Annotated in this window: 23 protein-coding genes, 2 pseudogenes and 2 riboswitches; of the genes and pseudogenes, 7 read left to right on the top strand and 18 right to left on the bottom strand. The window is 36.5% G+C overall.

What is annotated here, in order from left to right:
* Window positions 1-24: 24 nt before the first annotated feature.
* Window positions 25-954 carry an arginine deiminase family protein gene (locus tag MWJ95_RS01385; RefSeq protein WP_249103798.1) on the bottom strand — a complete coding sequence of 310 codons (930 nt, stop codon included), beginning with the start codon at window positions 952-954 and terminating at the stop codon, window positions 25-27.
* A gap of 157 nt (window positions 955-1111) precedes the next feature.
* Here MWJ95_RS01385 and MWJ95_RS01380 point away from each other — a divergent pair.
* Window positions 1112-1213: pseudogene (locus MWJ95_RS01380) on the top strand (NUDIX domain-containing protein); the annotation flags it as partial.
* Window positions 1214-1328: 115 nt separating this feature from the next.
* Here MWJ95_RS01380 and MWJ95_RS01375 read toward each other — a convergent pair.
* From MWJ95_RS01375 to ribE, 9 genes and pseudogenes are all read right to left on the bottom strand, one after another.
* The gene (locus tag MWJ95_RS01375) at window positions 1329-1556 is read right to left on the bottom strand and encodes a transcriptional regulator SplA domain-containing protein (protein ID WP_249103794.1); all 228 of its coding nucleotides are present in this window, start codon (window positions 1554-1556) and stop codon (window positions 1329-1331) included.
* A 196-nt stretch (window positions 1557-1752) separates the two neighbouring features.
* Entirely contained in the window at window positions 1753-2124 is a 372-nt protein-coding gene (locus tag MWJ95_RS01370) for a hypothetical protein (RefSeq protein WP_249103791.1), read from the bottom strand.
* A gap of 80 nt (window positions 2125-2204) precedes the next feature.
* Window positions 2205-3053 (bottom strand): GNAT family N-acetyltransferase, encoded by an 849-nt coding sequence (locus tag MWJ95_RS01365; RefSeq protein ID WP_249103787.1) that lies wholly within the window; start codon window positions 3051-3053, stop codon window positions 2205-2207.
* A 123-nt stretch (window positions 3054-3176) separates the two neighbouring features.
* Window positions 3177-3731, bottom strand: coding sequence for a histidine phosphatase family protein (locus MWJ95_RS01360; protein ID WP_249071624.1), 555 nt, complete (start codon window positions 3729-3731; stop codon window positions 3177-3179).
* A 238-nt stretch (window positions 3732-3969) separates the two neighbouring features.
* Window positions 3970-5274: a Spo0B domain-containing protein gene (locus tag MWJ95_RS01355; protein WP_249071623.1), complete on the bottom strand. Its 1305-nt coding sequence runs from the start codon at window positions 5272-5274 to the stop codon at window positions 3970-3972.
* A gap of 633 nt (window positions 5275-5907) precedes the next feature.
* Window positions 5908-7362: a spore germination protein gene (locus MWJ95_RS01350; protein WP_249071621.1), complete on the bottom strand. Its 1455-nt coding sequence runs from the start codon at window positions 7360-7362 to the stop codon at window positions 5908-5910.
* Between the two features lie 147 nt (window positions 7363-7509).
* Window positions 7510-7977: a 6,7-dimethyl-8-ribityllumazine synthase gene (gene ribH, locus MWJ95_RS01345; protein ID WP_249071619.1), complete on the bottom strand. Its 468-nt coding sequence runs from the start codon at window positions 7975-7977 to the stop codon at window positions 7510-7512.
* 231 nt (window positions 7978-8208) lie between these two features.
* Window positions 8209-8802, bottom strand: a pseudogene (ribB, locus tag MWJ95_RS01340) (3,4-dihydroxy-2-butanone-4-phosphate synthase); the annotation flags it as partial.
* A 108-nt stretch (window positions 8803-8910) separates the two neighbouring features.
* On the bottom strand, window positions 8911-9549 hold the full coding sequence (gene ribE, locus MWJ95_RS01335; protein WP_249103784.1) for a riboflavin synthase: 639 nt from the start codon (window positions 9547-9549) through the stop codon (window positions 8911-8913).
* A 141-nt stretch (window positions 9550-9690) separates the two neighbouring features.
* Window positions 9691-9816: riboswitch (FMN riboswitch) on the bottom strand.
* A gap of 121 nt (window positions 9817-9937) precedes the next feature.
* Window positions 9938-10064, bottom strand: a riboswitch (FMN riboswitch).
* A gap of 358 nt (window positions 10065-10422) precedes the next feature.
* On the opposite strand from ribE, the gene MWJ95_RS01330 reads away from it, so the two are divergent.
* From MWJ95_RS01330 to MWJ95_RS01320, 3 genes are all read left to right on the top strand, one after another.
* Window positions 10423-11583, top strand: a complete 1161-nt coding sequence (locus tag MWJ95_RS01330; protein ID WP_481817337.1) for a YibE/F family protein — start codon at window positions 10423-10425, stop codon at window positions 11581-11583.
* Window positions 11583-12362, top strand: a complete 780-nt coding sequence (locus MWJ95_RS01325; protein WP_249071616.1) for a YibE/F family protein — start codon at window positions 11583-11585, stop codon at window positions 12360-12362. Before MWJ95_RS01330 ends, MWJ95_RS01325 begins: the two co-directional genes overlap by 1 nt.
* Window positions 12363-12613: 251 nt before the next feature.
* The gene (locus MWJ95_RS01320; RefSeq protein ID WP_249071614.1) at window positions 12614-13231 is read left to right on the top strand and encodes an HAD-IA family hydrolase; all 618 of its coding nucleotides are present in this window, start codon (window positions 12614-12616) and stop codon (window positions 13229-13231) included.
* Window positions 13232-13278: 47 nt separating this feature from the next.
* On the opposite strand, the gene MWJ95_RS01315 is transcribed toward MWJ95_RS01320, so the two are convergent.
* The 3 genes from MWJ95_RS01315 to MWJ95_RS01305 form a co-directional block, all read right to left on the bottom strand.
* Window positions 13279-14103, bottom strand: coding sequence for a methyl-accepting chemotaxis protein (locus MWJ95_RS01315; protein ID WP_249071612.1), 825 nt, complete (start codon window positions 14101-14103; stop codon window positions 13279-13281).
* Between the two features lie 107 nt (window positions 14104-14210).
* Window positions 14211-15203: a VanW family protein gene (locus MWJ95_RS01310; protein ID WP_249103781.1), complete on the bottom strand. Its 993-nt coding sequence runs from the start codon at window positions 15201-15203 to the stop codon at window positions 14211-14213.
* 125 nt (window positions 15204-15328) lie between these two features.
* A complete protein-coding gene (locus MWJ95_RS01305; RefSeq protein ID WP_249103779.1) occupies window positions 15329-15952 on the bottom strand; it encodes a transmembrane-type terpene cyclase in 624 nt (207 codons plus the stop codon).
* 171 nt (window positions 15953-16123) lie between these two features.
* Between MWJ95_RS01305 and pgeF the strand changes: the two genes are divergently transcribed.
* Window positions 16124-16888, top strand: a complete 765-nt coding sequence (gene pgeF / locus MWJ95_RS01300) for a peptidoglycan editing factor PgeF (RefSeq protein ID WP_249071605.1) — start codon at window positions 16124-16126, stop codon at window positions 16886-16888.
* Between the two features lie 80 nt (window positions 16889-16968).
* On the opposite strand, the gene MWJ95_RS01295 is transcribed toward pgeF, so the two are convergent.
* Window positions 16969-18333: an amino acid permease gene (locus MWJ95_RS01295; RefSeq protein WP_249103776.1), complete on the bottom strand. Its 1365-nt coding sequence runs from the start codon at window positions 18331-18333 to the stop codon at window positions 16969-16971.
* Between the two features lie 102 nt (window positions 18334-18435).
* Here MWJ95_RS01295 and MWJ95_RS01290 point away from each other — a divergent pair, with 102 nt between their 5' ends.
* Both MWJ95_RS01290 and MWJ95_RS01285 read left to right on the top strand, forming a co-directional pair.
* Window positions 18436-18633: a hypothetical protein gene (locus MWJ95_RS01290; protein WP_249103773.1), complete on the top strand. Its 198-nt coding sequence runs from the start codon at window positions 18436-18438 to the stop codon at window positions 18631-18633.
* A 97-nt stretch (window positions 18634-18730) separates the two neighbouring features.
* Complete coding sequence (locus tag MWJ95_RS01285; RefSeq protein WP_249103771.1) at window positions 18731-18958, top strand: hypothetical protein; 228 nt, start codon at window positions 18731-18733, stop codon at window positions 18956-18958.
* Between the two features lie 126 nt (window positions 18959-19084).
* On the opposite strand, the gene MWJ95_RS01280 is transcribed toward MWJ95_RS01285, so the two are convergent.
* The 4 genes from MWJ95_RS01280 to MWJ95_RS01265 form a co-directional block, all read right to left on the bottom strand.
* Window positions 19085-19294, bottom strand: coding sequence for a hypothetical protein (locus MWJ95_RS01280; RefSeq protein WP_249074100.1), 210 nt, complete (start codon window positions 19292-19294; stop codon window positions 19085-19087).
* 28 nt (window positions 19295-19322) lie between these two features.
* Window positions 19323-20837, bottom strand: a complete 1515-nt coding sequence (locus tag MWJ95_RS01275; protein WP_249103768.1) for an NCS1 family transporter — start codon at window positions 20835-20837, stop codon at window positions 19323-19325.
* A 109-nt stretch (window positions 20838-20946) separates the two neighbouring features.
* Window positions 20947-22209: an NAD-dependent dihydropyrimidine dehydrogenase subunit PreA gene (gene preA, locus MWJ95_RS01270; RefSeq protein WP_249074102.1), complete on the bottom strand. Its 1263-nt coding sequence runs from the start codon at window positions 22207-22209 to the stop codon at window positions 20947-20949.
* A gap of 13 nt (window positions 22210-22222) precedes the next feature.
* A complete protein-coding gene (locus tag MWJ95_RS01265; protein WP_249103766.1) occupies window positions 22223-23590 on the bottom strand; it encodes an NAD(P)-dependent oxidoreductase in 1368 nt (455 codons plus the stop codon).
* Window positions 23591-23709: the final 119 nt, after the last annotated feature.

Raw genomic sequence — 23709 nt, 5'->3', positions numbered from 1 at the left:
TGATCAACCCTCCTGCCTTTTTATTTACTTTCTTAACAACGGCAATGTCATGCAACGAATGCCACCGCCGCCTTTTTCAAGCTCTGATACGTCAACTTTTATTAACTTCTTCTTTTTCAATAGTGGATGCTTCGTCCATTGCTGCTTCGTTGATTGCTTACTAATCAACAGTGTTTCGGGATTGAGATTGATAAAATTGATATCAGGGATTGTATTATATTTTTCAAGCCAGTAAACGTCAAAGCCATGATGATTTAAAAATTGCTCGGTCATTTCAAAACGACTGGTTTGAGCTGTGAACACTTGTACAGGAAAATAACGCATAAAGTTTTTGGCTATTACTAGATTTGCGTTCGCAACATTACAATTCATATCTAAATGAAGTGTATCGGCGCGTCTAGGCAAATCAATAATCCCAATTTCCGAAAATCCCTTTTGGAAAATACGATCCTTCATACTTTTCACAGCCTCTAAAGTAGTTCTCATGCCAATATTAATCAGCACAGCATCCTTATTTAGAATCATCACGTCTCCACATTCTAAAGCAGTAGAAGGTTGCTTATTTAATTTTTCTGGAAACCACTTTTCTAATAGTGCGTGAGCATGTGGATACTCTGGACGCCTTAGTGAGCTTCCCGCCTCTCCAAGAAACAAACTATTTCCTATAACACAGGCTAGATCACGAACGAAGAACCTATTAATTAGTTGCTCACTTACTGTTTTCATATCATTTGGTAGCTCTTTCGAATAGTCAATCACCTTAACACCTGCATTTTCTAACGCTGTCTTAAATTCCATGAAATTCTCCATTGCTTTTTCATGATTGACAGTAGCACTCCATCCTACATTTTCAGCTATTGTTAGATCTGTTACATCCAAATTTGTAGGTGCACAGAGCATAACAACCTTAAGCTCTTCATGCTCCGACCAACAATCCGGTTGAAATGAGTACATATCGTTTCTCCCCCTTTTAAAATACTATCTTTGCTTAGCGTTACCATCAAGATTGCGATTATACAGACAATGTTTAAATGGCTATCAGCTTATATCCTGTCTTTGTATAGTTAAAACAAGGACAGTTACATTGATTCGATTAGAAAAGACTTTTAGGGGCTTGATGGAATTAGGAGAAAGATTAGAAGATACCGTAAAAAGAGAAGTGTTAGAGGAAACAGGTTTGATGATAGATGACCTTAAGTTATTAAATATTTTTTTGGTCGAGGATATTATCTAATGGGAATATAAAACAGTTAGTTATGAAATAAAATTTAGAGAGAAAACTTGTTATTTGTTTTCTCTCATAAGGATGTTTATTTTTTCATCCTTCATCAATGGAAATACTGATGATACGCTTGCTCTGCACCCATTTCGCTTGTATATATTAGTATATCGTTCGTTAACGGATAATACTTCTCCCCAAAAAATAGTGCCAGCTCATGTGGATGATCAGGATTGTTGACTATTGCCGCTTCTTGTATATTTGCTATATCTTGAAAATGTGGGTTACGATAAAAAATGTAGACGATATCCCCTGCATTATATTGGTTTTGCTGCATGTCATCACCTTTCTTATCTTTTTCATTAGTTTGGTTAAAAAAAGCACTTATGATTCAATTTTATTAATATAATATTAGTTTTGTTTATCACTTTCCGGTAAATGGAATCAAAAAAGCAAGTCTCTTTTAAACGGAGACTTGCTTTTTCTTCAGTATTGATAAAAAACGAGACACAACAAGGCCCTTTTTTACCTAACTAGCCTTCAAGCAAAGCCATATACAGTATTTGTTGCCCATTTGTGTCCGCAATGATTGTATAAATATTATTATCATTTGTAGAGTAAATTTCTGTTCCGCTTTCCAGTTGAGTAGCATAAAAATCTTGAAAATTTTTAGAGGAGTTTGTAGTTTTAATAATTTCTCCGATTTTCTTACACTTAATATATTCTATTTCTTTCATCGATTCCAAGCTTGTAGCATTTATATAAATCAAATTATTATATTGAAGAATATCTGCCTGAGAATGTTCTTTAAGAATTGATTTCGCTGTCGGATTCGTATTTATAGCTGGTGTACAACCTACCAAAATGAATATTAGTAAATTACATATGAGTACTGTCTTCCTCATAATTAAAACACCTTCTTTTTAAAACGATTTGAAACAACAGGCGCTTACTATTTCAACTTTTCCATAACACCTCGCAACTTTTAAGCCATCGTCTTCTTCATTTGCACTTGCTCTGTCTTTACTACAAGCCCATGTTCCATCAAATAACTCGTGGCTGGATTACTTAATGGAAAGTTAACCGTTGCTAGTTTTACTTTGTGATTTGTAATGCTTGCGATAAAGTGTGGAATATAGTCTACAGTGCCTTTCTCCAATAACTCTAATTGATACAGCACTATGTGGTCGATCGCGCCATCCGTATCGAATACAATTCTATATAACATATAGCCAATCGCCTCATTATTCATGTTGAAAAATACTTTAGCTTCTCCTTGTTTATTACTTTGCCAGCTACATTGCCAAGGAACATCTTCCTGATAAAAGGTTAAATACGGAAGCTGCTCTGGCCGAATGGTTTCCACATGAATGGCGTTTTGCTCCTCTATTTTTGGTGCAAATTCGCCACTTAAAAATAGCAATTGATTTGTGATTGTATATCCGTATTTCTCATACAACGCAATAGCAACTTTATTCTCTTTAATAGCTTCAAGCGTTGCAATCTCCACATTCTCTCTTTCATAAATAGCGATAGTTTCTTCCATTAAAGCACGAGAAATACCTTTACCACGATAGTCTGGAGAGATACCTGTTCCTCCATTCCAAGAAGTTTTCTTACCATCAATTTGTCTAATGCCGTTTAATACAATACCTACGGGATTATTATGTTCAAATGCGACGATTGAAAGCTCTGGCGATAGTCCTTCTCCAACGAGTCGATTTAAAAACATCTCTTCATTCATTTCTATTTGTACAAAATACCCCTCAAAGCCTTTATTCCAAGTTTTTAAAGTTTCTTCTAAAGTGCACTGTGATACTGTTTTTATTTCCATGTTTTTCTCCCATCCCTTTATCATCAATTATGCCTCGAAATAATTGTACGCGGAATCAGCTTTGTGTGTATTTAGGCCTACAATGAAGAACACCCATTCCGCGACATCCATACTGAAAGAAGTTTAATTTGTGCTATTCCCTAAAAAAGATAGATCTTCTAAAGTTAATTTTTTTATTATTTCATAACCATTTCCAGGACCTTTGGGCTCGACAATAACCATTCCCATATTCGCAATATTCCCTAATCCAACATCTTCGGGAAAGCTATGGGCAATGATCACTTGATTCAGCCCCTGCGGCGGCTTTCTTTCTAACACCGATTGAAGGTTTGATAATATATTTGTTTTTTCAATGCTAGAGATATGCCCACCCAATTTATAAATCTCATACCCTATTGGATCAATTCGGATATAGGCATACGGAAATGCTAGCTGTGCTGTTTCGATTGTACGACAAAAAGGACTTGCGACAATCGGTGAATGGATCGGAACTTGAAAATAGCGAAGCAGCTGTCCAAAGTAAATTGCCTCTCTCCGCCCGAATTCAGACAAATTTCTTTGAGTAACACAATCTTGGAAATTTAAATTTGGCTGGTCTACCCCAACCGTTGCTTGACCATGCCTAGCATACAAGATGAATCCACCCTTTTTCAATAAATCAAGGATTGATTTATCCAAATATTTCAACCCCCTCCCTATAGAATACCATTTCGATTATTAGTAATATATGAAATGAATAGCTCAAAAAATGTGAAAGTGAAAGTCAAAGCAGCTTTTCGCATAAAAAACTTTATTTATAGTGAAAAAAACTTTAGCCACAGGCGTTTTTGTGCTATAGCGAAGCAACAACGTAAGTAGCATTGTTTTTCAATCAAAAATAAAACTTCCTACAATTTTCTGTAGGAAGTTTAGAAATTTACTTTATTGGAATGATTACTGTTGCAGTTGTCTCTAAATGTTTTGATGAATCAATAGAAATTTGACCGTCGTACTTATTAACAATTTCATTCACAATAAACAAGCCCTGCCCTCTTATTTTACCATTTCCTGGTTTCTTTGTAGAAAATCCTTGCTTGAATATTTGCCCTGCTTCTTTAATATTTGGTCCGGTATTTGTAACCTTAAATTCATATTGCTTATCATCGGCTTTACAGCCAATTGTAATTTTTCGTTGCTCTTCCGGTAATTCATTTGTCGCATCAATCGCATTATCTATTAAATTCGACAAGATTTTGATTAAATCCGTTGTTTTAATTTTATTAAATGTATCCTGCGAGACAGTGAAATCCATATCAATATTATGATTTTGTGCAGTTAGTTTTTTCGTTTGTAATAATATCGCCAAGCCAGGATGATCAATATTTAATTTGAGAGACTTAATTGTCTGAACCTCTTTGGATAGTGAAGATAAATATTGCTTGGCCTGATCAGGTCTATCTAATTGCAGAAATCCATGCAATACTTGTATGTGATTTGTAAAATCATGTCTTAAAGAGGACACGGATGTGATTAAAGTTTTAATTTCTGCTTGATATGTATCTTCTGTTGCTCCAACTTCCTTCGCTACTTCTTTTTGATACCATCTCTGTAAGAAGAAAACAGAGCCGATAACGATTAAAATAAGTACACCATTAAAAATAAAGACATAAAGATTGTCTTCGATCACTTTTCCCTTGATGCCATTTAATGTGTCTGCACTAATATCAATACCTAGGTATGCAATAGCTTTCCCTGTTTCATCCTTAATAGGTGCACCAACAGTTAAGTAGGAGCCATATATAGAATCTTGTATTACATCTGTTATAAATGTTTCTCCATTATAAGCTCTTTGCACTTGCATCTCGGGTACTGTACAGTCCATTCCAATATAAAAGCCTTTAGATTCAGGTGGTAAACCCATAATCATTGCTTTGGATACCTTTGGATTATCAATCTCTAATGTATAAACAAATAAGGCACCTATTTTTAATCTTGCATCATTTAAGTAATTTCTTAATTGCCAATAATAATCGTTTTCCACAGGGTTATCTAAAAATTGTTTGTACGCCTCTACATCAATAGTCGATGCGATAGAAATAGCCGCTTCTAGACTTTGGTTGGCTATTGACTCTTCTACTGTCTTTTTCATCTTTATAAAGGATGAAAAGATGTTTAAACTTGTAAACAATACTAATAAGAGAGTTGATAGTATTAAAATTAGTCTTATTTTTCGTGTTTTCATACAAACTGGTACTTCCTCATCTATAAAATAAATATCGCCTTAATTTAGTTTGGGCTTAATTTTCGCATAAAAAAAATAACAGTTGTCTTATTCAAAGTATACTTTCTACTAGGGAAACATTTATATCCAACAATTCTATTATTTAAATTTCATCATTAGCGTAGTAATTTACTCTGCCTTTTAAAGTCGCAAGATTATTCAACAGCATTGGCTATCTACTCGCCCTACTTAAAAGCACCTCCCCGATTTATTAGTAAAATACCTACGAATTCAGAATTCTTCGCCTCTCTAAATAAGAATATTGGTTCTCATTTTATCACTACATGAGCGTTTTGGCTATCAAAAACCGACATTTTTCGCACTTACTATTTGACTATTTCCTTCTTATTTCCCAGGTTGAATAGGCTGTTAGGGACTGATTAAATTTTAAAACAATTTTTTTACTTCGAGGGACGTATGTACAGGTCGCAACCATTAGTTTAATGATCCTTCTCTAGAAGGTAAACTAAAAAGAAGAACAATATTCGTTTCTCTTTTGATCTAATGTGGTCAGTTTTCTATATTCATCATAAAGCTTCCAAGTGAAAATAGAACATATAAAGACCAGGCCTATAAAGACCTGATCTCTTCATGCTAAGTATTTATTTTTTTCTTACTCGATGTCTTTGTTTCATCCTGTACATTTAAAAATTTTGGTCGCATACGATACCCTGAAGGAGATAAGCGAACTAAAGATTTTTTAATATCCTGCCAATTTAAATCTGCGCCCATATTTAAGTATGGAACACCTAGAACCCGTATATTGGCAGTATAAAGCAAGATGAAAAACACCGAAACGAAGAATCCAAATAACCCAAAAAAGGCCGATGCTAAAATAATAATTACCCTGAGAATGCTCATTGCGGATACAATAGATTGATTGCCAAGTGTAAAGGCAGCAATACTTGAAGTAGCTATAACTACAATCATGGACGGGCTCGTAACACCCGCTTTAATAGCAGCGTCACCTATTATCAACCCCCCAACAACACTTATGGAACCACTAATAACATTGGGTAAATGTATATTTGCCTCTCGAAATATTTCAAACATAAAAAGCATCATTAGTGTTTCAAGAATTGTTGGAAATGGGAGGCCTGTTCTAGACTCAACAACTGTTGCCAATAGAATGAATGGCAATTGATTTTGGTGGTAAGTTGAAAGTGCAAGCCAAAAACCTGGTAAAAGTATACTTATTAAGATCGCTATTATTCGGAGTATACGCTCCATTGAACTTACAATAATTGGATATTCGTTATCCTCACCGGATTTAAAGAGTAACATTGTATTGGCAGGTGTAATAACAGCGTATGATACACCATCAACTATGATAATCACTCGCCCTCTACTTAAAGCTTGTACAGCATAATCAGGGCGTCCAGTATAATCATGTCTAGGAAGGATTTTAGCACTCTGTTCAATTCTTTCCATCAATAAATCCCCACTAAATACAATATCCGCATCAATTCGTTGCAGCTGTGATTTTATTTTCTCAAGCATCTTTTGATTGACGACATCTTCAAAATAAAGTACAGCTACGGTTGTTTTGGAGCGTTTACCAAGTTCGTATGTTTCAACACTTAATGAATTTGTAGGTACTCGTTTTCGTATTAAAGCAATATTGATAAAAACATCCTCAATAAAATCATCTCTAGGGCCTCTGACAACTAATTCAAGAGTTGTTTCTTTAGGCTCCCGATTTGGTTTTTTAGCGATATAACTTGTATACAACAAATTCAGATGTTCAAAATATAGTAAAACATGTCCTTTATAGACTCTTGTCATGGCATCATTTTTACTTGTTATTCTCTGCAGATGAGGAATGTGTAAATTTGTTTGTATATGTTCCTCTAACAATTCATCCGATGCTTCCGTAAATAATGATTGTACCCGTTGTACTATCACGGTCTGCAGTAACCGCTCATCGATCATCGCTTCACATTTTATCAAATGTACTTTATGTTGTTGAAAGAAATACTCTTGAAATATCACATCAGCAGAGCGTTGAAATAGCGACTTCAAAGATTTCAAATTTAACTCCTGTTCCATTGAAGAAATATCCCTCATCTCCTACTGAGCCAGCTCCAAATTAGTACATTTATGAGTAATAACATAAATACACTTAAGGATATTTTCTCCATGGTTTAAAAAAATATTCAAAATACTTCCTCAGAATTATTTTCTATGATCTACGATTTATCCAATCATCTTTTTTAAATTTGCCATTTCAATAGCAGACATTGCCGCGTCATAGCCTTTATTTCCTGATTTAGTCCCCGCGCGCTCAATCGCTTGTTCAATATTTTCTGTAGTAACAATGCCAAAAATAACAGGTACATTTGTAGTTAGTGACACATTTGCAATACCTTTTGCGGATTCATTACATACGTAATCATAATGTGTTGTTGAACCACGGATTACTGTACCTAATCCAATAATTGCATCATATTTTTTTGTTTCAGCTAACTGTTTCGCGATGAATGGAACTTCAAATGCACCTGGAACCCATGCCACATCGATAGCATTCTCATCCACACCATGACGTTTTAAACCATCTAATGCACCGTCTAATAATTTGCTTGTAATAAATTCATTGAAACGACCTACTACGACCGCTATTTTTAAATCTGTACCAATTAATTGTGCTTCAAAAGTGTTTCCCATTTTTCTTATCTCCTTTTTATGGCTCATCACCATATGCTGATTGATTTCCGATTGGGCGCTGGAGGTGTCCGATGAGCGCTTTACTTATGATGCTCGCTCCACCGTGACACTGATCCCTACGAGTCGCCCAGCCGGAACGGAAATCAACTATATACATGGTATAGGTATTAATACCTTTTGGTGATCAGCCTTTTTTTATATTGTTATTGTGTTTTCATCCATTATTTGTTGACGACGATATGTTACTAATGCTTCAATTGAAATCATTTTTAATTGATGTTGTGCTGCATATTTAACAAGGTCGTTAAAACGTAGCATTTTGCCATTGTCGCCCATTATTTCGCATATAATGCCCGCAGGAATACTATTACAGAGCTTGGCCAAATCAATTGTAGCTTCTGTATGTCCTCTACGCTCTAATACACCATTGTCCTTTGCTATTAACGGAAATACATGGCCTGGTCTATGAAAATCTGCAGCTTTTGCTTGGGGTTCTATCATTTTTTGTATAGTCATTGCCCGTTCAAAGGCGCTGATTCCAGTTGATGTGTTTACATGATCTATACTAACGGTAAATGCCGTTTGATGATGGTCTGTATTCATACTTACCATAGGATTTAATGCTAATTTTTGTGCAAGTTGCTGAGAAATCGGTGTACAAATAAGACCTCTTCCATAAGTCGCCATAAAGTTAATGGTTTCGGGAGTCATAAATTCCGCAAGTGCTAGTAAATCCCCTTCGTTTTCTCGGTCCTCATCATCTACGACAATAATGATCTTACCTTGTTTTAAATCCTCGATTGCTTCTTCAATTGAATGTAGCATTATTGCCACCTCCTGTTAGAAAATGTTGAATCAATTAATGCCTCGGCATATTTCTTTCCGATTCCGTGACATCCGCTGAAGGCTTTAACTTCTTTCTGCTGAGCGAAGTTAAAACCCGTTTTGCGCTAAGAAATCCCTTGTAATGGTCGGTGGTTCCTGTCCACTCTTAAGTTGATGCAAAATGTATTTTCCAACTAAATCGGTTTCTACATTGACGAGCTCACCAATCTTCTTCTTACCTAAAATGGTTTCTTTGTATGTGTGGGGTATTAAAGATACTGTGACACTATTATTCTCAACGTGGAAGAGTGTTAAGCTCGTTCCATCAATTGTGATGGAGCCCTTTGGAATACAGAAGCTCGTTAACTCCTTTGATAGCTCGATATCAATATAGACTGCATTTGCTAACGGCCGCTTTCGCACTACTTTCCCTACCCCGTCTACATGCCCGGATACGAAATGACCACCGAAACGACCATTAGCTGACATTGCACGCTCCAAATTTACCGGATCTCCAATTGCGAGCTGCTGTAAATTTGTTGCGCTCACTGTCTCAGGCATGACATCCATCGTTAGCTCTTGTTCAGTAAAATGGATCACTGTTAAACAAACACCATTGACCGCTATACTGTCCCCAAGCTTTACATCCTCTACCATTTTCTTTGAAATAACAGTAATTTTCATACTTTGTCGATCGCTTTGCAAGGTTTTTACGGTGCCAATATCCTCAACAATTCCTGTAAACATTTTTTCACCTACTTTCATTCATTTAATCATTTTTGTTCAAACAAAAAACCCCTTAGATTTAAGGGGTTTGGGAGTGCATATACATAAGACGTCAACAAATAAACCTCATGGATATAAAATTTTTCCATAGGCTATCATCTCGTCGTTCTTCTCCCATCCAGACTGTCACTGTCGGTTTTGGATTTGCACCAAATCAGCTTGCGCTCACGGACTTTGAATTGCTTCATCACCGCCGATTGGGAATTTCACCCTACCCCGAAGAACTACTCTATTCAATTTTTTAGCCAAATAAAACAAAAACTACTTCCCAACTAGACGATGGGAAGTAGTTAACAAAGCGTACTCAAATAAACCTTATAAACTCAAGCGAATTTAAAAAGCACATACTTTTATCCTTCTCCCATCCAGACTATAACTGTCGGTTTTGGATTTGCACCAAATCAGCTTACGCTCACGGACTTTGAATTAACTTCATCACCGCCGATTGGGAATTTCACCCTACCCTGAAGGATATTTTTATTTAGCTATTTCTTACAATAACACTATTTTATTTTATTATCCAGATAATTCTTCACAAATTTTTTTCAATATTTTATTTCGCATTCGTAAGCTCGCGCTGTCTAGTACCCAAATTTGCCCTGAGCTTATTTTACACATTGTTTTATATCCAAATTAAAGGTTTTTGGAAATCACATTTTAATTATGCTATAACTAACTTAGTATGCCATTAGCCATGACTAAAATTATTTTGGAACCTCTATTCAATTAGCACGTTACTTTATAATGGCACTTTTTTATCTGCTTGACCAAAAAATCAGAGTAAAAATTGTGAGTCATTGTTCGTGTCAGCACTAACTATGACTATAACGCAACATGATTAGGTTCCCTTTTCTCATCGGAGGTTTTATATTGCAAAACATCTTGAAAAAAAAATCTTATTACAACATTATATTTTATACTTTTGTTGTAATTTGCTTTATCGCTTCAGTTTATTTCGTTTATCACAACGAAGTATTTTATGATCGATCAATTGCAGAAGTTATAAAAACGGAATTAAAAGAATCAAACCCTGTAACAGATATGTATGAAAATGAAGATCGTTTATCTACTCAGTTTATAACAGCTGTTTTAAAAAATGGGGAAGAAAAAGGGAAGCTTATTCATTTTACAAATGAGTATTCAGCTTCTGGTGCCTACGATCAAGAGTACCATGTTGGGAATAAATTATTTGTTTCCATTAAAGCAAATACAGACAAAAATGGAGATTTAACGGGGACTATTTTAGATGTAAAACGTGATCAGTTTATCTTAATAGTAGCGTGGATTTTTATTTTTGCGTTGTTGATTGTTGGTAAAAGACAAGGTTTATTTTCAATCATCAGTTTAATAGTAAACTCTCTTGTATTATCCTTCGCATTGGATTTATATGTACAATCAAATTTAAATTTGATATTTATAAGCGGGGTATGTGTTCTTTTATTTACCGTCATATCCTTACTACTTATTAACGGCTTGAATGAAAAAACATATGCAGCGGTTGTTGCAACACTTATAGGGACATTTATTTCGTTATTGATTAGCGCTTTAGTTCTGTGGATGACTAACGAGAATGGGCTACGATATGAAGAAATGCAATTTTTAACGCGACCTTATCGAGTGATTTTTATAGCAGGGCTATTTATTGGGGCACTAGGAGCTGTAATGGATGTCTCCATTACAATGACTTCCTCAATGTTCGCTTTATTTGAACAAAATGAAAATATCTCTGACCAAGCACTGAAAAGCTCAGGAATGGATATCGGGAAAGATATTATGGGAACAATTACAAGTATTTTGTTCTTTGTTTATATATGTGGTTCAATTCCTATGTTAATTTTATATTTAAAAAATTCTTATCCATTAGGACAAACACTTTCCTTAAACCTTTCGTTAGAATTAGCTCGTGCACTAGCAGGTGGAATTGGTGTTGTTTTAACGATTCCGATCAGTCTATATACTTCTATTTTTTTCATTAATCGAAAGAGGGCAAAATAATGAATGTATTAGTTTGGTTAAGTGCCATTTTATTCATATTGATGATCGTTATTGGTGGAAAAAAAGGAGTACGGTCTTTTCTATCTTTATTTTTGAACTTTGGGGTACTCTTTATTACAATCTTTTTAATGACCAATCCTAAGAATAGTCCGGTTATATTAACGCTTATTGCCTGTACCGTCATAAGTTGGATTAGCTTATTTTTTATAAATGAAATGAGTAGTAAAACGATGACTGCTTTCATTTCTACAATGATTACGATTGTAGTTTTATTACTTTTCATTGTTTTTGTTACGGAAAAATCAATGATTCGAGGATTTGGGGAAGAATCAACAGAAGAAATTAGCATATTTTCACTTTATATAGGGGTTAACTTTGCGCAAATTGGAGCCTCCGTCATTATTATGAGTACCATTGGTGCAATTTTGGATGTTGCCATTTCCATTGCCACTTCCATGCATGAGATTCTTCACCATAATCCTGCAATAAGTAGAAAAAAACTATTTACATCAGGTTTAAGCATCGGAAAGGACATTTTAGGTACAGATACAAATACTTTATTCTATGCTTTCTTTGGTGGATATCTAAGCCTACTCATTTGGTTTAAAGATTTATCTTATTCAATTGGTGAAATTTTAAATTCTAAAGTATTTGCCACTGAAATTATTATGATTTTTTGTGCAGGGATTGGTATCGCACTGATCATTCCTATTACATCTTCGGTAAATGCCTATTATTTAACAAAAAAACGAGAAAAAACAGAAAATGCTTCACAATAGACTGTACCTGTCACTCGTTTGCTATGCGAACGAATGACAGGAATTTTACATAATAAAATTATCTGAAAATTCAGCAATCAGAAGGCTTTACATTAGAAAAATTTATTTAGAAAAAAATATTGCTCATTTAGAGTTCTTTGTAATACTTTGTTTCATATCCTGTATAATCATGTCACTTTTTTTAGTATAGGCAGTAACATTTTCAAGAAAGAAACGTCTTTACAATTAGATGATAAAGGAGAAAATTTGTAATGAAATATATTATCTTTGATTTTGATGGAACATTGGCAGATTCTACGGCAGTGTTTGCGTCGGCTTGGAATACAATCGCGCAAAAATATAAATTTAAAGGAATCGAGTTAAAGGAAATTGAAGCATTGAAAAAATTATCTATAGCGGAACGAAGTAAATTATTCGACTTCCCTATGTATAAATTGCCCATGATTTTACCTCAGTTTTATCGCTTGTATCGCCAGTCATTAAATGATGTTCATCTTTATGATGGTATGAAGGAAGTCCTGTTGGAAATTGATAAAAGGGGTTATAAGATCCTTATTATTTCCTCCAATTCACAGGAGAACATTTTAGAATTTCTAAAAATGAACGGCATCCATTGTGTATCAGACGTTCTTTGTTCAAACCGTATTTTTGGAAAGGATAAAGTGATAAAGAAATTTTTAAAGGACTCAAGCATTACATCGTCAGAAGTTTTATACATTGGTGATGAGCAAAGAGATATCGTAGCCTGCAAAAAAGCGGGTGTGCCTATCATTTGGGTTGGTTGGGGATATGACGCTATTGAAGTTGTACAACATGAGGAACCCGATTACAAAGTTGCTAAACCGCAAGAAATTTTAACTATCATATAGACGAAAAGGATAATAGCGAATATTTTGCTATTATCCTTTTATAATGATTAAGCCTTTACTTCGCTAATATGCATTAATTTTTCTGATACGCTGTTAATTCCTTTATAAGCATCGGTTAATTCATACATACTCACTGAAAATTGCTTGGTAAACGTTGCGATTTGATTTGCTGATTCATTGACTTGATCAATAGAATGTTTAATGTTTTCTAATTGGTTTGTAATGCTTTCGGCACTTTCCGTACTACTTTGTGACATTTTCTGTATTTCAGAAGCGACTACTGCAAAGCCTCTCCCATGCTCACCTGAGCGAGCAGCCTCGATAGATGCATTTAATCCAAGAATTTTAGATTTCATAGCTAAATCTTTTACTAAATGAACAATCGTATTGATTTGTTGAATATCGCCAGTCATTGATCCCGAAAACTCGGATAGCTCTCCCAAGCGATTGGATACATCAACACTTGCCACTGCTAACTCTTCATTCGTTGCGGTCATTTCTTCAACAGCACTCGAAAGCTCAGTTGCTAATAAACGCATACTATCCATTTTTTCATTCGAAATAATGGCACTTAACACACCGATTACTTTTCCACCATCAAAAATAGGCTGTGCAGAGGCAATATACGCCAGTCCAAAGCCCTCAGAACCTCGCTCTTCCCGAATGAACTTTCCTTGGCTTAGAGACTTTTCAGTTGTTGTTCCACGATACTTGACTACAGGATCCCCAACTTTAATCTTTAAGTCTACTTGTTTACCTGGCTTGTAGCCGATGACCTTCTCAGTATCAGCCACTATAATACAAGCATCATCTGGATATGTAACTTGGTAAAAATCGATAGAATCTATTGCTGCCTGGAGTTTTGCATGCATTATTTTTCCCCTTCTCCCATAACACGATTATACTAAAATCCCTCAATTTAACTATAGCATGACAATTTAAAAAAGACACCTTAAGCTAAAGTGTCTTTGGAAAACTACTACGACCTTTTCAAGATTTCTACATATTTCTCTGCAGTTCTTACCTCAACTGTTAGCGAATTTTTACTATAGTTTGCTTTGATCAAAAACGGTACGTTAGTTGTATTTTGAAATCTAAAATCTAAACCACCATAAGAAACAGTAGCGTCTCTCCCTTTTGGAACATACCCAACATCTAAAGAATGATGATGCCGTTCAACAAATTTTACAGGTACTTGATCAACTGCGTTAAATAAAGTTGAAGACGTTTGACAAATACCTCCCCCAATGCCCATCACAACCTTTTTGTTAATAATTTCTGGTGCGGGCTGATATCCATTCGCTTCATCTCTAGGTCCAACGACTGTATTAAACGAGAAATAATCTCCACTTCCAACGATAACATTATTGATGGCCTTCGCAGAAAGCTCGATATTTTTATTTCTACCAACATCATGGGTATTGAAGTATGTTGTATAGGATGCCACTACTACATTTTCTAACAAAGGAATATCTTCTAAATAATAGCCACTTTCTGTAATAATAAGGGGCATCTCCACTTTACCCCCGGTAGCCGATGCTTCTAATATTCTTTCTACTAATTCACTTTCTTTTAAAACAATTAACGGACTACCTTTCATTATTTTCCCATGATCGTCCAGCTTATCGAGGATCATACGTTTATCATAGCCAACCGTTTTTTCATTCCCTCTCGCCAACTTTTTCGCTAATTGCTCAATTTGTTTCGTATACGATTGTTGATCACGCTCATAGCCCATGTCTTTCGGTGAAATTGTTTGTATGATGACTTTCGTTGAAGGATCTATAATTTCAACAACGACAGGCTCTATTGGTTGTTGTTCTGCAGTAACTGGCTTTTTTAAATCCTCAGCTTTTTGCTCTGACTCTTGCATTTGTTGTTCTTGCTTTTTGTCATCCGCAGTTTTCCCCTGGCAGCCAACTAGCCCAATTGTACAAAGAATACATAATGTGGTCATCCACTTCTTTTTCAAATAAAACACCTACCTATCTTCATACTACAGAGACATCTTATTCGTGTATTGCTGATAGTGTGTTTCATTTCATCATTTTTATTTGTTTAAAAAAAGAAGGTCACGGTACATCTTTATCCGTTTTTTCATTTAGCAAACTTCACAGAAAACCTATAGATTAAAACGATATAAATCCAATCATAAATAAAGATTGCCAGCGAAATAATAGTAATTAATGGTGTTCTAAAATACAAATAGAAGCCAACTGCAGCAAACACAGTTCCAATCATTTTACAAACGGCGATGCCCATTGATTGACCACTTAAATTTCCTCTTTGTATGAATAAGGCGATAAAAAGCCCTGACATCATCAGATTTTGGAAAAATGCGGCGTATATGCCTGCCATATCATCGAATTCATACATCATCGCTAAAATCGTAAAAAAGCTTACTACGAGTGTTATAAAAAAAGATGCATAAAATACCTTTCTCGGAATAATTTTTTTAAATTCCTTATAACCATAAAGTAAAAATTGCATCAGAATGAAGATATCCAAAAGAAACCACAAGAAAGTAAGAATCCTTTGCAAGTCATTTATTGGGTGAATAAATGAAAAAATAAATTCCCATGAAATATTGGCACAAATTGCGGCCATAGGCATTCCATATCTCTTATCCTTTATGCCTTGTTTAATGATTAATATATATGTAATAATCCAAAAGAACCACATACAAAAATGGCAGATTAATAGAAGTTTTTCTTGAGTCATTTTTACACCTTCCTTCATTTATGATTCTTCGATACTATATGTGAAGAAATCTATTCTTTATGTCTAAAAAAATTGTAGAAGGATATGTAATTACTGAAAGCTCTTAAAATCCTAAGCGTAAGCGCCTATACATTCATGGACCAATCATATATAGTAAGACGAGGTGATGATATGAAAACTAAAATTTATTTTGATAATGACCAATTTATCGCAGGCACTACCTTAAAGGATGACATCGAGCTAGAACATAACAATATGGCACTGCATACTTGTTTAAATGAAGCTGATGTCCTAGAAAATCGAAAAAAATTAGCAACTTCTTTAGATTGCGACTTAAATCATTTTGTATGCACGCAACAAACGCATAGTGCTAATTTCCAAAAGGTCACGATTTCGGATAAAGGACGTGGCGCTGAAAAGATGGACAATGCCATTAGGAATACCGATGCACTTTATACAGTAGAGCCTAATTTACTTTTATGTAGTTTTACAGCCGATTGCGTCCCTGTCATTTTTTATAATGAGGTCAAGGGCCTTGTTGGCGTGGTTCATTCAGGCTGGCAAGGCACTGTCAAGGAAGTAACATCAAAGCTTTTCCAGCATTTGATAGAGCATGAGCATTGTAATCCGCAAGATTTTCATGTACAAATCGGTATGGCACTCAGTCAGCAGAAATTCGAGGTAGATGCAGATGTTTACGATAAATTCCATAGTCTAGGCTATGCGGAGGATTTTATATATTACAATGCAGAAACAAATAAATATCATATCGATAATCAACAAACGGTCAAAAAACAATGTGAGCTTGCAGGTATTCCTTCTAAGCAAATTTCGATTGATTCAACGTGCACATTTCTTAGCCCAGATGGTTTTTCCTACCGCCAAGATAAACAGACTGGTAGACATTTAAGCTTTATTATGCGCAAAGAACAGTAGTTAAAAGGGACAATCCACTATTGATAATAAGCAAAAAGGATGTATCTCATAGTAGAGAAATACATCCTTTTTACATTTCATTATTTATTAACGGGACGATTTTTTCCAATTCTAAAAACATAATAGCTCATGATCACAAGAACTAAGAAAATAATGCCCACAATAAGTGAAACTCTAGTATCATCATTAATCCACATACCGATTAGCACCATTATTAAAAAGGCAATCGTTATATAGTTTGTAAATGGTGTAAAGGGCATTTTGAATGGGTGCTTGGAAAGTTGTTCACCTTTAATTTTTCTAAATCGTAGTTGACTGATTAAAATAATAAACCACGGAACCATCCCCGGTAAAACACTAGCACTGTATACATAGACAAATAAATTTCCTGGTGCAATATAACTTAAAATAACGCCGATAAACAATCCGATTAGCACGCCTGCAGTGCCAAATATCGGAACACCATTTTTAGAAAGCTTCGCAAAAAATTGTGGTGCTTGTCCATTCATGGCAAGTGTATATAGCATACGTCCAGCACTATAAATTCCACTATTACAGCCTGACATTGCTGCTGTAATGACCACAAAATTAATAATACCTGCCGCAGCGGTAATTCCAACCTTTGCAAAAGTTGCAACAAACGGGCTACCAATCGTGCCTAACTCATCCCACGGATAAACCGTTACAATGATAAAGATTGCACCGATATAAAATATTAAAATACGCCAAATAATACTTTGAATCGCATTCGTTATAGTTTTTTGAGGATTTTTCGCTTCTCCTGCTGTAATTCCAATGAGCTCAACACCTTGATAGGCTGCAACTACTAATGATAACGCAAAGAAGAAACCTGTCCAGCCGCCAGTAAAGAAACCTCCATGATTCCAAAGATTCGATAATCCGATTGCCACGCCCCCATTACCAATCCCGAAGAAAATAAGACCAAAGCCTGCAATAATCATTAAAACAATCGTTACTATTTTAATCATAGCAAACCAAAACTCAAATTCTCCAAAAGTTTTAACAGAAATAAAGTTGGCCACACCTAAAATCACCATGGCGATCAATCCTGGAATCCATGCTGGTAAATCAGGATACCAATACTGCATATACGTGCCTACTGCTATAATCTCTGACATCCCAACAATAACCCACTGAAACCAGTTACTCCACGCTGTTAAATAACCTGCTAATGGGTGTATATATTTATAGCCAAATGTTGCAAAGGAACCCGTACTCGGCTCCATATAAAGCATTTCTCCCATTGCTCGCATAATGAAAAAAATAAATAGACCTGCTATAGCATATGCAAGGAGCACGGAAGGTCCTGTCCACTGAATAGCACTTGCAGACCCCATAAACAAGCCCACGCCAATAGTGCCTCCAAGAGCAATCATTTGGATATGACGTGCATCTAATCCCCTTTTTAATTCTTTATTTGCCACTCAAACTACGCCTCTTTCTCTGAAGTTCTTCTACGATGAATTATTTTATAATAATAATCAATTCTATCAAAAAACACAATTGTATTTTTAGGAAAAACAAAAATGATCACGGCAAAAATCCATCACCGCTTCGGCAAGTCTATCCACGTTTTTGACGGCTCTATCCACGTTTTTGGCGGTTCTATCCGTCACTTTGACGATTATATCCGTCACTTCGGTGGTTCCATCCGTCGCTTTGACGATTCTATCCGTCACTTTGATTTCTATCCGTCACTTCGGCGGCTCTATCCGTCACTTTGACGATTATATCCGTCACTTCGGATTCTATCCGTCGCTTTGACGATTCTATCCGTCACTTTGATTTCTATCCGTCACTTCGGTGGTTCCATCCGTCGCTTTGACGATTCTATCCGTCACTTCGGATTCTATCCGTCACTTCGGCGGCTCTATCCGTCGCTTTGACGATTCTATCCGTCACTTGGATTCTATCCGTCGCTTTGACGATTCTATCCGTCACTTCGGTGGTTCCATCCGTCGCTTAGTCGATTCTATCCGTCACTTTGAGGGTTCTTTCCGTCACTTTGGAGTCTATCCATCACTTCGACTGTTCTATCCACGATTTTGACCGTTCTATACGTCACTTTGACGACTCTATCCACATCTTTGGCTGTCATTACAGTTGGATAGCCGTTATCAGCAACATATTCCATAAAAAAACTCTATTTCATTAAATGAAATAGAGTTACCTTTGTTATTGCAATAACGTCTGTTCTTGAAGCTTTGCGGAGAAATATTTGCGTGCATCTGCTGTTAGAATTTGTAGCAGGATCACTTCTTCTTGACGGGCAAATTCTACAAACATTCCACTTAAATTTTCATAAACATATTGGATTTTATAGCCGCTATCTAAATAATGATCCACTTTTTTGATTTCCTCTGTGCTTTTTTGATGTTCTGACATGCAATCACCTCACCTTGGTGTTTAATTTTTATTCTGCACCTTTTAACAGCGGATCTGGTTGTTCAGCGATTTCATCTTCATCGGGGACAACAATTGGAGCAGGCGCTTGTTGCTGTCCAAATAGTTCATCCAAATTGTGTCCAGCTGTAATTCCCAAATATTTTGCATCACTTGGATCTTCTAGCTCAGCTTGAGGGTATTTTTTGAACCACCAATACTTCGCTAGTACATAATATACAAATGCCCCCACCAAGAATCCTACTAATGAAGAATACGTGGAAAATATATTTGCCATTACTCCACCGATAATCCAAGCGATTAAGCCGGCTAAGTTAAAGCCATTCAAATACTTATACTGACCCTTTAATTCATAAAGTGCTTTTACGTGCACACGACGTTTACGAATTAAATAATAATCAGCAAATAATATCCCAACAATTGCTGTTAAAATACCCCCGATAATCAAAAGTGCATTGACTAACACATCAAATAAGCTCCAAGGCTGTGCTAGAATACCAATGATTCCTGCAATAACAACCCCAACCCAAAACGGCACTTTCGGACCACCGAGATTTGAGAAAATTGTTGCCGCTGGGATCACATTTGCAGAGGTGTTAGTTGACCATTGAGCTAATACAATCATTAATAGTAAAATCCCTAAAATAAAGCCACTTGCACTTTGCTGTAATGCATTGATAGGATCTGCAGAGGCAACGGCCATATAGCACACAGCACCAATTGTTACAATGAACGTATTTGTAATCGGCATGACGATTAATGAGCCAACAAGTTGTGTTTTGTTGCGTTTGAACCAATTTCGTTCATTTTTTGGTGCTTTAAAGAAGCGAGAAAGTGAGGGCATATCGGCTGCTAGCGTCGCCCAAAATCCCATATTCGCCATAATCACTACCATAAATGCAGTGAAGGCTGTAAATCCTGTTGTTGGTGCTTCCACCCACGTCCAAATATTCTTCCCTTGAGCTACCGCAGTATCTGCCAATGTATGATACATCCAGCATGAAATTAAAATAATAACTGGCGCTGCCAAATCTGCAAAGCGTTCAATAGATTTAATCCCGAGTGATGTATTAAATAACTGAAGTGCTGCAAAGACAATGAAACAGATAAACCAATTATCAAAACTAAAAAGTAAATTTAAAATACCGTTTATAGCTAATGCTCCAAAATACGTGTTTAAACCAAACCAACAGGCAGCCGTTACACCACGAACAAGTGACGGAATATGTGTGCCAAATGTACCGAACGGAGCACGCATGTAGACGGGGAATGATAACCCATGTTCAATGCCTATATCACCAATTAACGTCATCAACACACCAATTAAACACGAGCCAATCAACGTTGCTAAAATTACCATTGGCAATGGTAAGCTTATGATGGCTGAGCCACCGATTGCAAAAGCCGCTAATACAATTGCCATACCTATCCAAATTACTGCAAAACCAAATGTTCCAATATTTCTTTGTTGATGTGTCACTGGAAGTAAATCTGGGGATTTTAAATAATTCCCTTCACGTTCCATATAATCTCTCCTTTTTTTCCAATTTTCGTGACAACTTACATGGGGTCATTCCTCCCTTCAACGAAAATGCTGAAGGAAGGTGGAATTTCAGTTTATTTAAAAGTTTTGTTTACTTAGATAGACTACTAATCAGAGATTGACGTTCATTCCAAGTCATTGGTGGCACTGTAGATTGACGTTCAACCATTGTAATAGCACCATCTACTGGACAAACAATTGAACATAAATTACAGCCTACACAGTCCTCTTCTCGAACTTTCAACATTGGGCGACCATCTTCTGTATATAAATCAATACATTGATGGGATGTATCCTCACATGCAATATGGCATTTGTTACAGTTAATGCAAACATCGTTATTAATTTCAGCCACGATCTTATAATTTAAATCCAAGTCGCCCCAATTAGAATATCTGGAAACAGAACGACCTACTAAATCCATGACAGAGGCAATACCTTTTTCATCTAAATAGTTATTGAGTCCATCGATCATATCCTCAACAATACTAAAGCCATGATGCATCGCCGCTGTACAAACTTGCACGCCAGTAGCGCCCATTAATATAAACTCTGCCGCATCTTGCCAGTTGGAAATACCACCAATACCCGAGATTGGAACATTGATTAATGGATTACGAGCACATTCTGCAACCATATTGAGTGCAATTGGTTTCACGGCTGGACCACAATAGCCACCATGTGCACCCTTTCCTGCTACATGAGGTACTGTATTCCATGTATCTAAGTCGACACCGGCTAAGCTGTTTATTGTATTAATCATACTAATGGCATCTGCTCCACCTCTTGTGGCTGCTTCTGCTGTTACCGTAATGTCGGTAATGTTTGGTGTTAACTTCACGATTACAGGTGTTTTCGCTGCCTCTTTCACCCAGTACGTTTGCTTTTCCACCAATTCAGGTACTTGACCAGAGGCAGAGCCCATTCCTCGTTCTGCCATCCCATGTGGACAACCAAAGTTCAGCTCAAGACCATCAACCCCCACATCTTCTACTCGTTTAACAATCTCATGCCACTTTTCTTGCTTTGGCTCCACCATTAAGGAAGCGATGATTGCGTGATCTGGAAACCTTTTTTTCGTTTCATAAATTTCTTGTAAATTTACCTCTAATGGACGATCCGTAATTAATTCAATATTATTGAAGCCAGCTACTCTTTGGCCGTTAAAGCTAACAGCTGCAAAGCGTGAAGAAACATTTAAAATCGGATCCCCCAATGTTTTCCACACAGCACCACCCCACCCTGCTTCAAATGCGCGTTGTACTTGATAACCTGAATTCGTCGGTGGTGCTGATGCAAGCCAAAATGGATTCGGCGATTTGATGCCCGCTAAGTCAATGCGTAAGTCTGCCATAGTAGTTCCTCCCTTATGCAATCTCACTAGGTTTTCTTAAACGTTGGTGGATCTTGTATGCTGCGTCTTTTCCTTGCTGTACAGCTGTGACAACCATCGCCTCGCCCTGGCCATTTCCGAAGACGACATCTCCACATGCAAATACTTTGTCATTTGAAGTTTGCATTGTCGTTTCATCAATATCGACCACGCCATTTGTATGCTGTAAGCCAAAAGCTTCAATTAATGACACAAAACGTGTTTGCCCGATTGCCTTAATAACAGCATCCACTTCAATAATAAAATTAGATCCCTTCATTTCCTCAGGTCTTTGTCGGCCATCAGCACCTACTTCACCGAGCTTCATTTTCACACATTCTATACCTACGACCTCACCTGACTCATTACCGATAATTTTTTTCGGTGCTGTTAGCCACTTAAATTCCACACCATCCTGCTTGGCAAATTCATATTCAAATTTGTACGCAGTCATTTCTTTTTGCGTTCTTCTATAAAGAATTTGAACATTATCAGCACCTAAACGGATTGCACATGTAGCACCATCAATCGCGGTATTTCCTGCACCAATGACAGCCACTCGCTTCCCAACAATATCTTTTGTAAGCGGTCCCATTTTTGTCTTTCTGACAAACTCTATTGCATCATGCACACCGACTAAATCTTCACCTTCAATGCCTAAATTTGGCACAGATCCCATGCCGACTGCTAAAATAACACTGTCATATTGCTCCAAAATTTCTTCAGCAGAAATATCAACACCCACAGTTGTGTTTGTTTTGATTTCCACACCAAGCTTTTCGATCTGTTCAATTTCCCAATCAACGACTTCATTCGGTAAACGGAATGACACAATACCATAGCTCCCTAAGCCACCCGCTTTCGATTCAGCTTCATAAATCGTGACCTGATAACCAAATCGACTTAATTCACGTGCAGCGGATAAACCAGCAGGACCTGCGCCAATTATCGCTACCTTCTGTCCATTGCTTTGCCCTTGCTTAAATAGCTGAGCGTTCGTTGCCATTGCCCAATCTGTTACATAGCGCTGTAACTCTCCGATTTTAATTGGCTTTGTTGAGGAATTTAACACACACGCCCCTTCACATAGTTCCTCCGTTGGACAAACCCTTGCACAGCTTGCACCAATTGGATTTGCTTCTAATATAGTCGTAGCAGAGCCCTTCATATTACCAGAAGCAATTTTTTTTATGAAATTTGGGATTTGAATACTCGTTGGACAAGCTTTAATACACGGTGCATCGTAACAATAAAGACAACGATTGGATTCCTCAATTGCTTCATTCTTCGTCATCCGACTAGTCAACTCTAAAAAATTACGTGTTAACTGTTCGGACATTGTATTTTCTTGATTCGGAGCCATTTCCACATCCCCCTCATGTTCATTTTTTCATGACTCGTCACCATCACTTGTGGTTGATTTCCGCTCCTGCTGGGCGCATGTCGGGCCAACTCGAGGTTGGTCACAAAGGAGTCGCAGGC

Source organism: Lysinibacillus sp. Bpr_S20, assembly GCF_023337835.1.
Taxonomy (GTDB): domain Bacteria; phylum Bacillota; class Bacilli; order Bacillales_A; family Planococcaceae; genus Lysinibacillus.
This window is presented reverse-complemented; position numbering and strand designations above follow the sequence as displayed.